The sequence below is a fragment of the Sphingomonas aliaeris genome (genome assembly GCF_016743815.1).
Taxonomy (GTDB): domain Bacteria; phylum Pseudomonadota; class Alphaproteobacteria; order Sphingomonadales; family Sphingomonadaceae; genus Sphingomonas; species Sphingomonas aliaeris.
Map to the genome: position 1 here is coordinate 1,855,549 of NZ_CP061035.1, position 15,349 is coordinate 1,870,897.

The following is a 15,349-nucleotide window of genomic DNA, read 5'->3' on the forward strand; positions in this document are numbered from 1 at the left end:
GTTCAGGCGCGGGCGGCGAGGACTTCCAGATACGCGTCGAGCACCGATTGGTTGACGCTGTCCCACTGATAGGTCGCCGCCTTGGCATGGCCCGCTGCGCCTTGTGCGTGGCGGGCTTCGTCATTTTCGACGAGCCGCTGGATCGCGTCCGCATAAGCCTCCACATCGCGCGGCGGGACGAGGAAGCCGTTGACGCCGTCCTCGATCAGGTCGACCGCGCCGGTCGCGCGGGCGGCGACGACGGGCACGGACGCCGCCATCGCCTCCAGCGTAACGTTGCCGAACGTTTCGGTGACGGACGGGTTGAACAGGACGTCCATCGACGCGACCGCGCGGCCCAGATCCGCGCCGCGCTGAAAGCCGGCAAAGGCGGCATCGGGCACGCGTTCGGCGAACCAGTCTCGTGCCGGGCCGTCACCGATCACCAGCACGCGGTGCCGCACGCCGCGCGCCTTCAACGTGGCGACCACGTCCGCGAAGATATCCAGCCCCTTTTCCAGCACGAGCCGCCCGAGAAAGCCGATCGCTACTTCGTCGTCCGCAATGCCGAGCGACCGCCGCCACGCGAGATCGCGCACCTTGGGCGAGAAGCGGTCGTGATCGACGCCTCGCGACCAGATCGAGATCGGCGTCGTCACGCCCCAGTCGCGGATCAAATCGGCCATCGACTGGCCCGGCGTCACCACGCGATCGACCCGGTTGTAGAAGCGCGTCAGCAGCCGGATCGCCGCGGGCGCCAGCCAGCCGATCCGGTAATAGCTGCCATAGGTCTCGAACCGCGTGTGCAGCGACGCGAGCGACGCGATGTTGTTGCGGCGGGCATAGCTGACCGCCCGGTGGCCGAGAAATTCCGGTGCCGAGACGTGGATCATGTTCGGCGCGAATTCCGCCAGATCGGCGCGGGTTGCGGCGGGAAGGCCGCGCGCAAGCTTGTATTCGTCGCGCCCGCCCGGCAGTTTGAAGGCGGGCACCTTCACCAGATCCCCCGTCGGTGCGAAGGCCGGTTTGCTGCTGGTCGGCGAATAGACGCGCACCGCAACGCCCTTCGACAGGAGGTAGCCAACGAGCAGGTTGAGCGCCTGATTGGCGCCGTCTCGCGTGTAGTTATAGTTGCCGCTGAAAAGGGCGACGCGGAGGTCCGTCGGCTGCATGGTGGCGGCGGCATAGCGAAGCGCGGGGGCCATGACTATCTTTCCGGCACGATCGAAGGAGCATCCGCATGACCGACCTGTCCGCCTTCCCGATAACCGCGCGCTGGCCCGCCGCGCATCCCGACCGGATTCAGCTCTATTCGCTGCCGACGCCGAACGGGGTGAAGGCATCGATCATGCTGGAGGAAACGGGGCTGCCATACGAGGTCCATCTGGTCGATTTCGCGCAGGACGACCAGAAATCCGACGCGTTCGTCTCGCTCAACCCGAACGGCAAGATTCCGGCGATGATCGATCCGGACGGCCCCGGCGGCGCGCCGATCGGCCTGTTCGAAAGCGGCGCGATCCTGCTGTACCTGGCGGAGAAGACCGGGCGGTTTCTGGGCGAGGGTTCAATGGATCGCTGGCGTGCGATCCAGTGGGTGATGTTCCAGATGGGCGGGGTCGGGCCGATGTTCGGGCAGCTTGGTTTCTTCAACAAGTTCGCCGGTAAGGACTGGGAGGACAAGCGCCCGCGCGATCGCTACGTCGCGGAGGCGAAGCGGCTGCTTGGCGTCATGGATGGCGTGCTTGGCGGAAAGACGTGGTTCCTTGGCGAGGCCTATTCGATCGCGGACGTCTCGATGATCGGATGGGTGAACAACCTGATCACCTTCTACGAAGCGCGCGAGATCGTAGGCTTCGACGATTATCCCAACGTGGCGGCGTGGCTGGAACGGGGGCTTGCTCGACCGGCAGTGCAGCGGGGGTTGAAGATACCGGCGCGCGGATGATCTTGTTCCGCATTCGTTCCGCTGCTATGTTGGGAATATCCGATCAACCGGGACGCGTGAAAGCCATTGGCCAAGCCTCAGAAACGTTATGTCTGCCAGTCGTGCGGGTCTGTGTCGCATCGCTGGGCGGGGCAGTGCGCCGATTGTTCGGAATGGAATACGTTGGTCGAGGAAGCCGGCGCGACCGTCACGCCGTTTCAGGCCAAGCATAACCTCCAGTCGGGCGGGCGGTCGTTCCAGCTGGTCTCGCTGGATGCCGAGGTCGCGTTGCCGGACCGGATGCAGAGCGGGATCGCGGAACTCGATCGCGCGCTAGGCGGCGGGTTTGTCGAAGGGTCCGCAACGCTGATCGGCGGCGATCCCGGGATCGGCAAGTCCACCTTGCTGTTGCAGGCGGCGGCGAAGATGGCGCTGGCGGGGCGATCGGTCGCCTATGTCTCGGGTGAGGAAGCGGCGGATCAGGTGCGGTTGCGCGCGCGGCGGCTCGGTCTCGGCAACGCGCCGGTGCAACTGGCGGCGGCGACATCGACGCGCGATATCCTGACGACGCTTGGCAACGGACAGCCGCCCGACCTGCTGGTGATCGATTCCATCCAGACGATGCATTCCGACTTGATCGAAGGTGCGCCGGGCACGGTCAGCCAGGTGCGGGCGTCGGCGCAGGAACTAATCCGCTTCGCCAAGGAACGCGGGACGGCGGTCGTGCTGGTCGGGCACGTGACGAAGGATGGCAGCATCGCCGGGCCGCGCGTGCTGGAACATATGGTCGACACGGTGTTGAGCTTCGAGGGCGAGCGCAGCCACCAGTATCGCATCCTGCGCGCGATCAAGAACCGGTTTGGCGGCACGGACGAGATCGGCGTCTTCGCGATGGTCGCCGAAGGACTGGCGGAGATATCCAACCCCTCTGCCTTGTTCCTGACGCAGCGCGACGAAAGCGTGACGGGGACCACGGTCTTCCCCGCGCTGGAGGGGACGCGACCGGTGCTGGTGGAAATACAGGCTCTTGTCGTCCGGCTGGCGAGCGGCGCGACGCCGCGGCGCGCGGTGGTCGGATGGGATTCGGGACGGCTGGCGATGGTGCTGGCGGTGCTGGAGGCGCGGTGCGGGCTGAGTTTCTCGGCGTGCGAAGTCTATCTGAACATTGCGGGCGGATACCGCGTGCAGGACCCGGCGGCGGACCTCGCGGTGGCGGCGGCACTGGTTTCCGCCCTGTCGGAACGCCCGGTGCCGGTCGATGCGGTGGCGTTCGGCGAAATCGCCTTGTCGGGCGAATTGCGGCCGGTGGCGCACGGTGCGCTGCGCCTGAAGGAGGCGGGCAAGCTGGGCTTCGAACGCGCGTTGGTGCCGTCCGCGCTGACGTCGGAAAAGACTCCGCTCAGCCTGACCGGTTTCCGGACGCTCGGCGGGTTCGTTGACCATATGCTCGGGCGTGGCTAGCGGGCGGACTTCATCCGCTCTACGCTTCGGCGGGACGATATTGGGATCCGACGCCGCTTATGGGACTTTCCGCACTCGACATCCTCGTCCTGATCGCCGTGCTCGGGTCGGCGGTGATGGGATTGATGCGCGGCTTCGTGGCGGAAGTGCTGTCGCTGTTCGCCTGGGTCGCGATCGTGTTCGTGATCAAGCTGTTCCACACGCCGATGGCGGCGGCCTTGTCGGGCGTGGTCGGGACGGTGTCCGGCGCAGCGGTGCTGGCGTTCGCGATCCTTGCGGGGGTGACCTATTTCGGTGGCCGGATGGTGGCGAACGCACTCGGTTCGCGCACGCGCACGTCCGTGCTTGGCCCGCTCGATCGGGCGCTTGGTTTCGGGTTCGGGGCGATCAAGGGACTGATCCTGTCCAGCCTCGTCTTCCTGCTGGTGGTGCTGGTCACCGACACGATGAGCGGCGGGCCCTCGAGGCGCCCGACCTGGCTGGTGAGATCGCAAACCTATCCGCTGCTCAACGCAACGAGCGCGAGCATCGCCGATTTCGTCGATCGGCGTCGCAAGGGGCAGCCGGTGTTCGGACCGAGGGATGGGGCCGGGCCTGCTTCTTAGGGTGCGCCTTTGCCGGTTGTGACGAGTTCCGGCGGGCTTTGCGGATCGCGGCTCGCTCCCGCACCGTCCGTTCGTTTTGGGCATCGTCGAGAGACATGGTCCGAGTTCGGCGGCCTGTTTCTCGACTTCGCTCGAAACGAACGGTGGGGGGATGGCAGATCTGCCTGTTAGCCTGGTTGCGCATTTATCCCGCTAACACCGTTGATCATGCGCCTGGGGGAAGCGAAGCGACGGCTGAGTTCACTCAACGCCGTTCGTTTCGAGCGTAGTCGAGAAACTTGTTCCGAGTTGTGCGGCCGGTTTCTCGACTTCGCTCGAAACGAACGGGTGGGACGGGAGGGGACGGGGTGCCGATGGAACGCGCCGATCCAGTGCAATCCGTTCGTGCTGAGCCTGTCGAAGCACCTTTCCTGCGAAATCCGCCCTATGACGAGCTCAGGACGAACGGTTGGAGCGGGGCGTGAGTGTATTCCCTGACGAAGTACCGGCATGCCACCGACGCGGCCAAGCAACCGGTACCCCGTCATTCGAACAGGGGGTGTGCTTGGCGGCGTCCTGTCCTACATCGCGGGGATGAACGCGCCTCTTTATAATACCGAAATCCTGCGTCTCGCCGCGACCATTCCGTATCAGGAGCGGCTGGCGGACCCGATGGGTACGTCGGAGAAGAGATCGCCGATCTGCGGCAGCCGGGTGACCGTTGACGTAAATCTTGACGAGGAAGGGCGCGTCGGTGCGGTCGGGATGCTGGTGCGTGCCTGCGCGCTGGGGCAGGCGTCTTCCTCGCTTCTGTCGGCGGACATCATCGGCAAGACGCCGGAAGAGCTTGCCGCCGCGCGCGATGGGTTGACGGCGTGGCTGGCGGGCGAGGGGGCCGTTGCCCGGATGGACCGGGATCGACCTGTTCACGCCCGCCTTGCCGCACAGCGCGCGGCATGCGTCGATCCGCCTGGCGTTCGAAGCGGCGGCCGAGGCTGCCGATATCGCAGCGGCCAAGGGCGGAACGCGCTGATGCACGATACGGGGGAGGCGGTTTCGCTGTTGCAGGACGGAGTCGTACTGCTCGGGTTCGGACTGGTGTTCGTATTGTTGTTCCGCCGGCTAGGGCTGGGTGCGACCTTGGGCTATCTCGTGGCGGGGGCGGTCGTGGGACCGCACGTTCTGGGGCTGGTCGGAGATGCCGAATCGAAGATCGGCGTCGCGGAACTGGGCATCACGCTGCTGCTGTTCATCGTCGGGCTGGAGCTGAACCCCAGCCGGTTGTGGCGGATGAAGCAGGAGATATTCGGACTGGGGCTGATGCAGGTCGTCTTGTGCGGCGTCGCGGTGTCGCTGGTCGTGTGGATCGCGACGCATTCGTCGATCGCGGCCGCGCTCGCGCTCGGCCTGCCGCTGGCCTTGTCCTCGACCGCCCAGGTGCTGCCGATGCTGCAATCCGCGGGCCGCATGCGGACGCCGTTCGGGGAGCGGGCCTTTTCCATTTTGCTGTTCCAGGACCTGTCGATCGTCCCGCTGATCACGATCGTCGCGGTTATGTCGCGTAATCCGGCCGATGCGAACGGCCCGCCGGGGTGGCTGCTGTTCGTCTATACCGTGCTGGCGATCGCGGGACTGATCATCGCCGGACGCTTCATCCTGCGCCCGCTGTTCCGGATCATCGGCAATATGGGCGAGCGCGAGATGTTCGTGTTCGCCGGGCTGTTCACGGTCATCGCCAGCGCGGCGGTGATGGAGGCGCTGGGCCTGTCGACGGCATTGGGCGCCTTCGTCGCGGGCGTGATGCTGGCGGACAGCCCGTACCGGCACGAGCTGGAGGCGGATGTCGAGCCGTTCCGCTCGATCCTGCTCGGCCTGTTCTTTCTGGCCGTGGGCATGATGCTGGATCTGCACGCGATCGCCGACCGGCCGCTGTTCGTCGCCGCCATGGCGCTGGCGCTGATCGCGACGAAGGGGCTGATCATCTTCGGCATCGGCATGCTGTTCCGGATGCGGTGGCGCGCGGCGCTCGCGCTCGGGCTGTTGCTAAGCCAGGGCGGAGAATTCGGCTTCGTGCTGTTCGCGCAGGCGCAGAAGGCGCTACTGATCGCGCCCGAAGCCGCCAGCCTGTTCGGTGCGATCGTCACGCTGTCCATGGCGACCACGCCGTTCCTGATGATGATCACCCGGCGGATCTGCGCCGAGCCGGTGAACAGCGGCGAACGCGATGGCCCAATGGCGGACGGGGCGAATGCGTTGATCGTGGGCTATGGCCGGTTCGGGCAGACGGTCGCACAGATGCTGATCGCGCAAGGCATCCCCGTGACGTTGATCGACACCGATATCGAGATGATCGACATCGCCGGCGGGTTCGGCGCGAAGGTCTATTACGGGGACGGTACGCGGCTGGACCTGCTGCGACAGGCGGGCGCGGGCGAGGCGGAATTGATCATGTTCTGCATCGACGGCGACCAGATGACTCCCGAACTGGTCGACGGCGTGCATGAGGCATTTCCCAAGGCCGCGATCTTCGTTCGCGCGTTCGACCGGCGGTCGCTGCTCAAGCTGAAGGATCTCGCATGTCGAGGGCGTCGTCCGCGAGGTGATGGAATCGGCCGTCAAGATGGCGCGGCTGGCGATGAAGAGCATCGGCATCGACAATGCCGAAATCGATCGCAGCGAGGATCATTACCGCTCGCGCGACAAGGAACGGCTGAAGGCGCAGTATGAGACCGGGGACCTGAGCGCGGCGCGCGACCGGATCATCACGCAGGACAAGCGCCCGGACGTTGCCCCCGGCGGCGCGGTGGTGAAGTGAAGAACCGGTCGCTGATCGCGCGGACCGGCTTCGCGTTTGCCGGCTGGCGCACCGCGTTCCAGCGCGAGCGCAGCTTTCGCGCGCATGTCGGCATCGTCATCTTCGGCGCTGTCCTGCTGCTCATCGTGCGGCCCGAACCGATCTGGTGGGCGATCGTCGCGCTGATCTGCGCGCTTGTGGTGGCGATCGAGCTGGTCAATTCCGCGATCGAGGCTTTGTGCGACATGCTGCATCCCGGCATCCATCCGGAGATAAAGGCAGTGAAGGACATGGTGTCGGGTGCGGTCCTTGCCGTCACGCTCGCCGCGATCGTCGTGGCTGCGGCGTTGATCTACGCACATTGGCACGTCGTGATGGGGAAACTCGCGCTATGAACTGGATCGTCATTCTGGCCGGCCTGTCCGGTGCGCTGGCCGTGGGGGCGGGCGCGTTCGGTGCGCACGGCGCAAGCGGTGATGCGATCGAGTGGCTGAAGACCGGCGGCCAGTATCAGTTGATCCACGCGATCGCGGCGCTGGTCGCGATGCAATTGGGCGCGCGGGGGCCGGCCATCCTGTTTCTCGCCGGTGGGGCGATCTTTGCCGTCTCGCTATATCTGATGGCGCTCGGCCTGCCGCGCTGGCTAGGGGCGGTGACGCCGATCGGCGGTACGTTGCTGATCGCTGGCTGGCTGTGGCTCGCGTGGCAGGCCGCGCGGGGCTGACCGTCCTATTTCATCTCCCACCCGTTCGTGCTGAGCCTGTCGAAGCACCAGTCCTGCTAAACCCGCCCTTCGACAAGCTCAAGACGAACGGGTGGGAGATTACGCGGGGCTGGTATGAAGCCATTAGCTCACCCCGCCTTGCCCGTGCGACGGCAGCGTTCGGAGCAATAGACCACCTCGTCCCAGTCGCGTTCCCACTTCTTGCGCCAGGCGAATGGCCGCTGGCACACCGGGCAGGTCTTTTCGGGCAGGTCCGCCTTGGCGACGCCGCGCGGCATTCAGCGCGGCTGACTATCGAGGAACGCCGCGACGGCAGCGAGATCGACAGTCTTGTCGACATAGGTCTGGCCGATTCCGCGCGCGAGTAGGAAGGGCAGGGTGCCCGCCGACATCTTCTTGTCGTGCATCATGTGCGCCACCAATGTCGCGCCGTCATCCGTGCTGCCTGCGGCGGCCAGGCCATCGGGAAGGCCGACCGAGCGCAGATGCGCGGACACGCGTGCCGCATCGCCGACCGGCGCGATGCCCTGCGCAGCCGAGAAACCATAGGCCAGCGCCATGCCGGCGGCGACGCCCTCGCCGTGCAGCAACCGGTCGGAAAAGCCCGCTTCCGCCTCCAGCGCATGGCCGAACGTATGGCCGAGATTGAGCAACGCCCGACGGCCCTTGGTCTCGAATTCGTCCTCCCCGACGATGCGTGCCTTGGCGGCGATGCTGTGCCCGATCGCATGGCTGCGCGCCGCCGCGTCGCCCGCCAGCAACGCGCCTGCATTCGCCTCGCACCAGTCGAAGAAATCGGCATCGTCGATCAGGCCGTATTTTACGACTTCGGCATAACCGGCGCGCACCTGACGGTTGGGCAGGGTGTCCAGAGTGGTCGGATCGACCAGCACCATCGCGGGCTGGTGGAATGCGCCAATCAAATTCTTGCCCGCGCGCGAATTGATCGCGGTCTTGCCGCCGACCGACGAATCGACCTGCGCCAGCAACGTCGTCGGTATCTGCACGAAGCCACAGCCGCGTTTCAGGATCGCGCAGGCGAACCCGACCAGATCGCCGATCACTCCGCCGCCGAGCGCGATGACGTGATCGCCGCGCTCCACACCGAGATCGAGCAGCCGATCAGTCAGCCGTTCCAGCATCGCCCAGCTCTTCGTGCCCTCGCCCGGTGGCAGGACGATGCTTTCGCTCGCGACCCCCGCGGCGGACAGCGACGCCTGCAGCGTGGCGAGATGCGGGTGCAGATTCTCGTCGGTGACGATCGCCATCGTCCGTCCGCGCGACAGCGGGGCGAGATGCCCAGCCGCCCGTGCGAGCAGCCCGTTCTCGACGATGACGTCATAGCTGCGATCATCCAGCGAGACGGGGATTACGGTCATAGTCCAAGCGCTTTCAGGATCGCCGACACGGTATGTTCGTGCGGGGCGTGGTTGCTGGCGACGCGGATCGGGGCGAGCGCGTAGAAGGGATTCCGGACCTTTGCGAGTTCCATCAACACCGTGCGCGGGTCCTTGCCGCGCAGCAGCGGGCGGGTGTCGCGGCGGCGCACGCGATCGGCCAGCACGGCGGCATCCGCGTCCAGCCAGATCGCGACCGCCTGATCCAGGATCAGCGCGCGCGTGTCGTCGTGGATGAAGGCGCCGCCGCCCGTCGCGATCACCTTTTGCGTGCCGTCGATCAGCCGCGCGATCACGCGGCGTTCGCCGTCGCGGAAATGCGCCTCGCCGAAACGTTCGAAGATATCGCTGACCGACATGCCGGCGGCGGTCTCGATCTCCGTATCGGCATCGACGAACGGCAGTCGCAGGCGGCTGGCGAGGCGCCGCCCGACGGTCGACTTGCCCGCCCCCATCAACCCGACGAGCACGATTGGCCGCCCCGCATAGGGCGTCTGACCGGGATCGGATGCCGGTGGTTCGGGGGGATGGCTTTGCAACATCGCGCCGGGGCTATACAGCGAGCCCGCGTCTGCGGCAAAAGACTATGGCGCGCCGCTCCTTCCTTTGTTCGTACAGGGTTTTGTCATGTCTCGCTTGGTGGTTACGCTCGTCGTCATTCTGGTCGTGGTGGTGGGCGGACTGTTCGTGCTGTCCGGCATGGCACAGGAAAAGTCCCCCGTGCGTGTCGAGAAAGTGGTGCCGCTTGCGAATCTTTCGAACTAACACCGCGCGTCTCGCCATTGCCGTCTGCCTGATCGGCGTGGGGTTGCCCGCGCTGGGTCAGGACAGTCCCGAATCGCTGCTGCCGCCCGGGTTCAACGATCCGGCGGGAAGCCCCGCACCGGGCGCCACGCCGCGCCCGCGCGCGCCGTCGCAGGGCGGGCTTACGCTGAACCCCGCGACGCTCGGCCGTCCGGCCACCCCGCCGGCCCCGCCGGTGCCGGGCGCGACTCTGGAGGCTGGCGAAGAGGTGGTCGATCCGGTCGTCGCCGCCGTGCTGGCCGATGCGCAGGCGGCAGCGGCGGTGCGTGCAGCCGAGGCCTATGCCCGCGCGCTGTCGGCGCACCGGTCGCTGGACCGCGTCGGCGTGGCCGGGCCGCAGGACGGTGGGCTGGCGCCGGATGCGTTCCGCGGGGCGGACGGCGTCTATGTCGAGGAATTGATGCGGCGTCTGGGGGCGCCGATCGCATCGCGCTGGCTGTCGATGGCGCTGCGCAAGGCGTTGGTATCGCGGCTCGACACGCCGGCGCGGGTCAGTGGCGCGGATTTCGCCGCCGAACGGTCCTGGCTGCTGGTGCGAATGGGCGAATCGGTCGCCGGCCGGGCGATCGCGCAGAGCGTCGATCCGGAGAACTACACCCCGAAGCTTTACAATGCGCTGATGCAGGCGGGGCTGGCGACCGGCGATCCAGGGGCGTTCTGCCCGGTCGCCGACAAGGCCGCGCCGTCCGCGCGCGAACGCGGCTGGGTGGTCGCGAAAAGCATCTGCGCGGGGCTTGCCGGGCAGCCTGCCAGCAAATTACTGACGGCGAACGAACGGTCCGGTGCCGCGCGCGGGATCGACATCCTGCTCGCCCGCAAGGTCGCCGGAATGGGGGCGCGGGGACGTCAGGCGGTGACGATCGAATGGAATTCGGTCGATCAACTGACCGCATGGCGGTTCGGCATGGCACTCGCCAGCGGTACCGAAATCCCCGAAACGCTGATCGCGACGGTCAATCCCCGCGTTCAGGCATGGCGCGCACTGTCGCCGATGATCGACGTGCGCGGCCGGATCGCCCCCGCAGATTATGCCGCCGCGCGCGGCGTGCTATCGAATGCCGCGCTGGTCGATCTGTACGGTTCGCTGGACAATGACGACGATCAGGCGAGCGCGGAACTTGGCATCGCACGCGACCTGCGCACTGCCTATACGGCGGGCACGCGGACCGAGCGCATGACCGCGCTGAAAGGTCTGTGGGACGAACCGAAGACTGCGGACGGGCGCTATGCTCGCCTGATCCTGACCGCGCGGGCGGCAGCGCGCCTGCCGGTCGATACGGAGGGCGCGGATGTCGATCGGCTCGTCCGCTCGATGCTGTCGGCCGGGCTGGACCGATCGGCGCTCCGCTGGCGCGACAAGGCCGAGAAGGGCAGTGACGCCTGGGCGATGCTGGCGCTGGCCGACCCCGATGCCGGCCGGCGCTATTCGGCGGGCGATATCGGCGGATATTCGGGCGCGGACGATACGGACGGCACGCGGCGTCGCATGCTGTTCGCGGGTCTCGCCGGTTTGGGTCGGCTGTCGCCCGAGGACATATCGAGCGGTGCCGAATCGTTCGGCGTCCGGATCGGTGCGGAGAATAGCTGGACGCGCGCGATCGACCGCGCGGCGCGGATGAACCAGCCGGGTCTCGTGATCCTGCTCGCGGCGATCGGCATGCAGACGACGCAGTGGCGCGGTGTCCCGCCGGAAGTGCTGTATCGCTCGCTGGGCGCGATGCGCGCGGTCGGGCTTGGCGGTCAGGCGCGGATGATCGCCGCGGAGGCGATCGCGCGGTCGTGACGACCGAGTTTTCTCGAGCCCCTCCTGTTTAGGGGAGGGGTTGGGGTGGGGACGATGCGCGAGCCCCACGCAAGCACCTTGCGGATCGTCCCCACCCCAACCCTCCCCTGAAGGGGAGGGGCTATTGATGAGCGATCGGGCGGCAATCGATCGGTTTCTGGAGATGATGGCGGCGGAGGCGGGGGCCGCGCGCAACACGATTGCGGCCTATCGCAGCGATCTGGCGCTGGCGTCCGAATTCCTCGGCCGGGGGCTGGCGATGGCAAACGAAGCTGATTTGACCCGGTTGGGCGCGGAGTGGCGGGATCTTTCACGCTCCAGCGTCGCGCGAAAATCGGCGGCGTTGCGGCGCTTCTTTGCTTTCCTGCAGGACGAGGGGTGCGTGCAGACGATCCGGGTGCCGCTTTGCCACGCCCCGGTGCGCAGCGTGCTTTGCCCAAGACGCTGGATCACAAAGACGTCGATCGCCTTTTCGCCGCGATCACCGCGCGGATCGATCGTGATCCGCCGGACCCGAACGACCTGCGGCTCTCCGCCCTGGTCGAATTGCTTTACGGATCCGGTCTGCGCGCGACCGAACTCGTATCCCTCCCGCGCAACGCGATCGCGCCTGATCGTCCTTTCATCATCCTGCGCGGCAAGGGTGGTCGGGAGCGGCTGGTGCCGATCTCCGATCGCGCGCGCGCTGCGGTGGCGGTGTGGCGCGCGCATGTCGCCACGGACCGGATGTGGCTGTTCCCCTCGGGCAAGTCGCATCTGTCGCGCATCCGCCTGTATCAGTTGCTGAAGGCGTTGGCGGCAGAGGCGGGCATCCCTCCCGACCGGGTGAGCCCGCACGTCTTGCGGCATGCCTTCGCAACGCACCTGCTGGAAGGCGGGGCGGATCTGCGGGCCTTGCAGTCGATGCTGGGCCATGCCGATATCGCCACGACGGAGATCTATACGCATATCGACAGCGCGCGGCTGGTTGCCTTGGTCAACGAACGTCATCCCCTGACCGACGCGACGCGCAACGGCTCACGTTGACGGACGCCAGCGGGGGCTTAACCGCCCGGCGCTATGGCAAGCTTCCTCGATTTCGAAAAACCCATCGCCGAACTGCAAGGTCGGATCGACGAACTGCGCGAGACCGCCGCCGACGGCACGGTGGATATCGGCGCGGAAGTCGCGAAGTTGCAGGCGAAGTCCGACAAGGCACTGCGCGACACCTATGCGCGCCTGACGCCGTGGCAGAAGACGCAGGTGGCGCGTCACGGCGAACGGCCGCATTTCAAGGATTACGTCGCCGGCCTGTTCGACGATTTCACGACGCTGGCGGGTGATCGCGCGTTCGGCGACGATCAGGCGATCCTGGGCGGCTTCGCGATGTTCCGCGGTCAGCGCGTCATGGTGATCGGCCATGAAAAGGGCGACGATACGGCCAGCCGGCTGCGGCATAATTTCGGCATGGGCAAGCCGGAGGGGTATCGCAAGGCGATCCGCCTGATGGAACTGGCCGACCGATCTCGGACTTCCCGTCGTGACTTTGGTCGACACGTCTGGCGCGTTTCCCGGCGTGCAGGCGGAGGAACGCGGTCAGGCGGAGGCGATTGCCCGCTCGACCGAGACCTGCCTGTCGCTGGGCGTGCCGATGGTCGCGGCGGTCGTGGGCGAGGGCGGTTCCGGCGGCGCGATCGCGCTTGCCGCGGGCAACCGCGTTCTGATGTTCGAGCACGCCGTCTATTCGGTGATCTCGCCCGAGGGGTGCGCATCGATTTTATGGCGCACGGCCGACCGCGCGCCGGATGCAGCGGAGGCGATGAAGGTCACCGCACAGGATCTGAAGGGGCTGGGCATCATCGACACGATCGTGCCGGAGCCGCTCGGTGGCGCGCACCGCGATCCGGCGGGCGCGATCGCCGCGCTGGGCGACGCGATCGGCGCGGCGCTGAATGGGCTGGTTGCGCTGGACGCCGCCGCGCTGCGTCGCGACCGGCGTGAGAAGTTCCTGGCGATGGGCCGGCTGTAAAACGCCGACATCGGGCCAAGTCGGCAGACCTCGACCCGTCCTTCGCGATCGAACAAGAAAAGGGCGGCGAGACATCGTCTCGCCGCCCCCGAACTTCGTGAAGCGTTGCGGCTTACGAAGCCTTCATGTTCGACGAAACGTTGCCGAAGGTGGTCTTCAGCTGGTTGCCCAGACCCTGCATGGCAGCGATTGCAGCAACGGCGATCAGCGCGGCGATCAGGCCGTACTCGATTGCGGTCGCGCCCTTGGAATTCTTGATGAAGTTACGAATCTTCTGCATTTCCGGTCTCCAGTTTCAATCTTCAGTCACCCGGCCGAACCGGAGAACCGGTATCGACATTTGCGAAACTAGGCGGGCAGGGTTGAGGAAAACTTAAAGCGTCGAAATAAATTAGCGGCGGCCGGGAACTTAGCTGTTGGTGCGCGCGCGCTCCATCTTGGTGTTCACGTTGCCCCACATGCCGACGGTGGTGTTAGCGACCTCGACAAAGGCACCGATCATCGTGATGACGATTAACGAGAGGATCAGGCCATATTCTATCGCGGTGGCGCCCTTGCTGTCGCGGGCCAGCCGCGTGATGAAGCGTATGATCATTCGCCTGCGTGTCCCGGAAAGCGCTTATGCTGCCGGCGGAATCTAGATGGAGAGCGTTAACGAATGACAAAGATTTCCGTCGAAATTCAGGCCGTCGCGCTGTTTCCCGTGGTGGCGGCGGCGCTGATCGACGATGCGGGACGCGTTCTCGTCCAGCAGCGTCCACCGGGCAAGCAGATGGCGGGGCTTTGGGAATTCCCCGGTGGCAAGCTTGAGCCAGGCGAGACGCCGGAGGCGGCGCTGGTCCGCGAGCTGGACGAGGAACTGGGCATCGTCGTAGATCCCGCCGCCCTGCGCCCCGCGACGTTCGCGAGCGAATTGCTGGGCGATCGGAGCCTCCTGCTGCTGCTCTATCTCTGCCGGTCCTGGTCGGGCGATCCGGTCGCGCTGGATGCGGTCGCGGTGAGATGGGTCACATTGGCGGAGATGCGGACGCTCGACATGCCGCCGGCCGACGCGCCGTTTATCGCCGCGCTGGAACGGATGATCTAGCGCGCGCTGACCTGCCCGCCATCGGACAGCGTGATGCGGATGCTTACCCAGGCGCCGACCTGTTCTTTCCCGCCGATGCGCGGGGGACGTACCCGGAACTGCCATGCCGCCTGCCGGAATGCGCGTGCCAGTCCCGAGCCGAGCGGCGATTCGCCGAGCGCGCGGCAATTCTCGACATGATAGTTCTCGATCGTCTTGCACGCGATCAGGCCCCAGCCGGGCTGCGCGCGGGGCGGAAGGTAGCCGCCGAGTTCCGCATCGGTCGGTTCGCGGTACCATTCGGCATTGTAGAGTCGCTGGCCGCCGGGACCCGACCCCGGACCGTAAGCCGAGCCGCTGTCCGCCCCCGCGACGCTTTGTCCGTCGCCCGAGCCGTCGCGACCGGGCTTCGACGTCGCCACCCCGACCGCGTCGAACATATCCTTGCCGCCGATCAGTTGCGGCAGTTCGATCGGCTTGGTCGGGGTCACGGTCGGCGCGAGCGGCTTTGGCGCCACGGGCGGGGTCTTTGGCGGCGAGCCCTTGTCGGTCTCACGCGCCTTGTCGACCTTGGGCGTCGCCGGACCGGGGGTCGGCGCGGGATTGGGGACCGGGTTCAGCGTGAAGGTGGTTGGCGGTTCCTGCTCCTTCGTCGGCAGGGTAGGCGCGATGCGCAGCATGATGAGCAGCACGATTAGATGCGCGACGATCGCCATCGCCAGACCCGCAAACCGTCGCCGGTCCGATGCCGAACGATAGCCCGAGGATGCAGGATTATCCGCGGAGGGCGCGATGGTCGTCGGCTGCATAGTACGGATGTGCCTG

The 15,349-nt window shown here is 66.6% G+C and carries 15 protein-coding genes and 4 pseudogenes; 12 read left to right on the plus strand and 7 right to left on the minus strand.

Annotated features, from left to right (window positions below; all coding sequences use genetic code 11):
• Positions 1-2: 2 nt before the first annotated feature.
• Positions 3-1,151: a glycosyltransferase family 4 protein gene (locus H5J25_RS08790; protein ID WP_202096204.1), complete on the minus strand. Its 1,149-nt coding sequence runs from the start codon at positions 1,149-1,151 to the stop codon at positions 3-5.
• A 68-nt stretch (positions 1,152-1,219) separates the two neighbouring features.
• Between H5J25_RS08790 and H5J25_RS08795 the strand changes: the two genes are divergently transcribed.
• From H5J25_RS08795 to H5J25_RS08825, 7 genes and pseudogenes are all read left to right on the plus strand, one after another.
• Positions 1,220-1,924, plus strand: a complete 705-nt coding sequence (locus H5J25_RS08795; protein ID WP_202095725.1) for a glutathione S-transferase family protein — start codon at positions 1,220-1,222, stop codon at positions 1,922-1,924.
• A gap of 66 nt (positions 1,925-1,990) precedes the next feature.
• The gene (radA, locus tag H5J25_RS08800) at positions 1,991-3,364 is read left to right on the plus strand and encodes a DNA repair protein RadA (protein WP_202095726.1); all 1,374 of its coding nucleotides are present in this window, start codon (positions 1,991-1,993) and stop codon (positions 3,362-3,364) included.
• 59 nt (positions 3,365-3,423) lie between these two features.
• Positions 3,424-3,969: a CvpA family protein gene (locus tag H5J25_RS08805; protein ID WP_202095727.1), complete on the plus strand. Its 546-nt coding sequence runs from the start codon at positions 3,424-3,426 to the stop codon at positions 3,967-3,969.
• Positions 3,970-4,542: 573 nt separating this feature from the next.
• Positions 4,543-4,981: pseudogene (locus tag H5J25_RS08810) on the plus strand (iron-sulfur cluster assembly scaffold protein).
• A pseudogene (locus H5J25_RS08815) lies at positions 4,981-6,763 on the plus strand (cation:proton antiporter domain-containing protein). The pseudogenes H5J25_RS08810 and H5J25_RS08815 overlap by 1 nt, the downstream one beginning before the upstream one ends.
• The gene (locus H5J25_RS08820) at positions 6,760-7,137 is read left to right on the plus strand and encodes a diacylglycerol kinase (protein WP_202095729.1); all 378 of its coding nucleotides are present in this window, start codon (positions 6,760-6,762) and stop codon (positions 7,135-7,137) included. The pseudogene H5J25_RS08815 and the gene H5J25_RS08820 overlap by 4 nt, the downstream one beginning before the upstream one ends.
• Positions 7,134-7,466, plus strand: coding sequence for a DUF423 domain-containing protein (locus H5J25_RS08825; RefSeq protein WP_202095731.1), 333 nt, complete (start codon positions 7,134-7,136; stop codon positions 7,464-7,466). The genes H5J25_RS08820 and H5J25_RS08825 overlap by 4 nt, the downstream gene beginning before the upstream one ends.
• Positions 7,467-7,594: 128 nt before the next feature.
• On the opposite strand, the gene H5J25_RS08830 is transcribed toward H5J25_RS08825, so the two are convergent.
• The 3 genes from H5J25_RS08830 to H5J25_RS08840 are packed head-to-tail and all read right to left on the minus strand — an operon-like array spanning position 7,595 to position 9,405.
• Positions 7,595-7,744, minus strand: a complete 150-nt coding sequence (locus H5J25_RS08830; protein WP_202095733.1) for a DUF2256 domain-containing protein — start codon at positions 7,742-7,744, stop codon at positions 7,595-7,597.
• The gene (aroB, locus tag H5J25_RS08835; protein ID WP_202095734.1) at positions 7,745-8,845 is read right to left on the minus strand and encodes a 3-dehydroquinate synthase; all 1,101 of its coding nucleotides are present in this window, start codon (positions 8,843-8,845) and stop codon (positions 7,745-7,747) included.
• Positions 8,842-9,405: a shikimate kinase gene (locus H5J25_RS08840; protein ID WP_202095735.1), complete on the minus strand. Its 564-nt coding sequence runs from the start codon at positions 9,403-9,405 to the stop codon at positions 8,842-8,844. Before H5J25_RS08840 ends, aroB begins: the two co-directional genes overlap by 4 nt.
• 85 nt (positions 9,406-9,490) lie before the next feature.
• Between H5J25_RS08840 and H5J25_RS08845 the strand changes: the two genes are divergently transcribed.
• The 4 genes and pseudogenes from H5J25_RS08845 (at position 9,491) to H5J25_RS08860 (ending at position 13,458) form a co-directional block, all read left to right on the plus strand.
• On the plus strand, positions 9,491-9,628 hold the full coding sequence (locus H5J25_RS08845) for a hypothetical protein (protein WP_202095736.1): 138 nt from the start codon (positions 9,491-9,493) through the stop codon (positions 9,626-9,628).
• Positions 9,609-11,450 carry a hypothetical protein gene (locus tag H5J25_RS08850; protein ID WP_202095737.1) on the plus strand — a complete coding sequence of 614 codons (1,842 nt, stop codon included), beginning with the start codon at positions 9,609-9,611 and terminating at the stop codon, positions 11,448-11,450. The genes H5J25_RS08845 and H5J25_RS08850 overlap by 20 nt, the downstream gene beginning before the upstream one ends.
• Positions 11,451-11,577: 127 nt before the next feature.
• Positions 11,578-12,476: pseudogene (locus tag H5J25_RS21340) on the plus strand (tyrosine recombinase).
• A gap of 33 nt (positions 12,477-12,509) precedes the next feature.
• Positions 12,510-13,458: pseudogene (locus H5J25_RS08860) on the plus strand (acetyl-CoA carboxylase carboxyltransferase subunit alpha).
• A gap of 112 nt (positions 13,459-13,570) precedes the next feature.
• Here H5J25_RS08860 and H5J25_RS08865 read toward each other — a convergent pair.
• Together H5J25_RS08865 and H5J25_RS08870 are read right to left on the minus strand one after the other, a co-directional pair.
• Positions 13,571-13,738, minus strand: coding sequence for a Flp family type IVb pilin (locus tag H5J25_RS08865; protein WP_055779010.1), 168 nt, complete (start codon positions 13,736-13,738; stop codon positions 13,571-13,573).
• Positions 13,739-13,867: 129 nt separating this feature from the next.
• On the minus strand, positions 13,868-14,053 hold the full coding sequence (locus H5J25_RS08870) for a Flp family type IVb pilin (protein WP_202095738.1): 186 nt from the start codon (positions 14,051-14,053) through the stop codon (positions 13,868-13,870).
• Between the two features lie 63 nt (positions 14,054-14,116).
• Here H5J25_RS08870 and H5J25_RS08875 point away from each other — a divergent pair, with 63 nt between their 5' ends.
• On the plus strand, positions 14,117-14,545 hold the full coding sequence (locus H5J25_RS08875) for a (deoxy)nucleoside triphosphate pyrophosphohydrolase (RefSeq protein WP_202095739.1): 429 nt from the start codon (positions 14,117-14,119) through the stop codon (positions 14,543-14,545).
• On the opposite strand, the gene H5J25_RS08880 is transcribed toward H5J25_RS08875, so the two are convergent.
• Positions 14,542-15,333 carry a hypothetical protein gene (locus H5J25_RS08880; protein ID WP_202095741.1) on the minus strand — a complete coding sequence of 264 codons (792 nt, stop codon included), beginning with the start codon at positions 15,331-15,333 and terminating at the stop codon, positions 14,542-14,544. The two genes, H5J25_RS08875 and H5J25_RS08880, sit on opposite strands and share 4 nt — an antisense overlap.
• Positions 15,334-15,349: the final 16 nt, after the last annotated feature.

Coding starts and splice junctions, on each gene's coding strand:
- H5J25_RS08790 (WP_202096204.1), bottom strand. CDS start 1,151: ATGCAGCCGACGGACCTCCGCGTCGCCCTTTTCAGCGGCAACTATAAC.
- H5J25_RS08795 (WP_202095725.1), top strand. CDS start 1,220: ATGACCGACCTGTCCGCCTTCCCGATAACCGCGCGCTGGCCCGCCGCG.
- H5J25_RS08805 (WP_202095727.1), top strand. CDS start 3,424: ATGGGACTTTCCGCACTCGACATCCTCGTCCTGATCGCCGTGCTCGGG.
- H5J25_RS08825 (WP_202095731.1), top strand. CDS start 7,134: ATGAACTGGATCGTCATTCTGGCCGGCCTGTCCGGTGCGCTGGCCGTG.
- H5J25_RS08830 (WP_202095733.1), bottom strand. CDS start 7,744: ATGCCGCGCGGCGTCGCCAAGGCGGACCTGCCCGAAAAGACCTGCCCG.
- aroB (WP_202095734.1), bottom strand. CDS start 8,845: ATGACCGTAATCCCCGTCTCGCTGGATGATCGCAGCTATGACGTCATC.
- H5J25_RS08840 (WP_202095735.1), bottom strand. CDS start 9,405: ATGTTGCAAAGCCATCCCCCCGAACCACCGGCATCCGATCCCGGTCAG.
- H5J25_RS08845 (WP_202095736.1), top strand. CDS start 9,491: ATGTCTCGCTTGGTGGTTACGCTCGTCGTCATTCTGGTCGTGGTGGTG.
- H5J25_RS08865 (WP_055779010.1), bottom strand. CDS start 13,738: ATGCAGAAGATTCGTAACTTCATCAAGAATTCCAAGGGCGCGACCGCA.
- H5J25_RS08870 (WP_202095738.1), bottom strand. CDS start 14,053: ATGATCATACGCTTCATCACGCGGCTGGCCCGCGACAGCAAGGGCGCC.
- H5J25_RS08875 (WP_202095739.1), top strand. CDS start 14,117: ATGACAAAGATTTCCGTCGAAATTCAGGCCGTCGCGCTGTTTCCCGTG.
- H5J25_RS08880 (WP_202095741.1), bottom strand. CDS start 15,333: ATGCAGCCGACGACCATCGCGCCCTCCGCGGATAATCCTGCATCCTCG.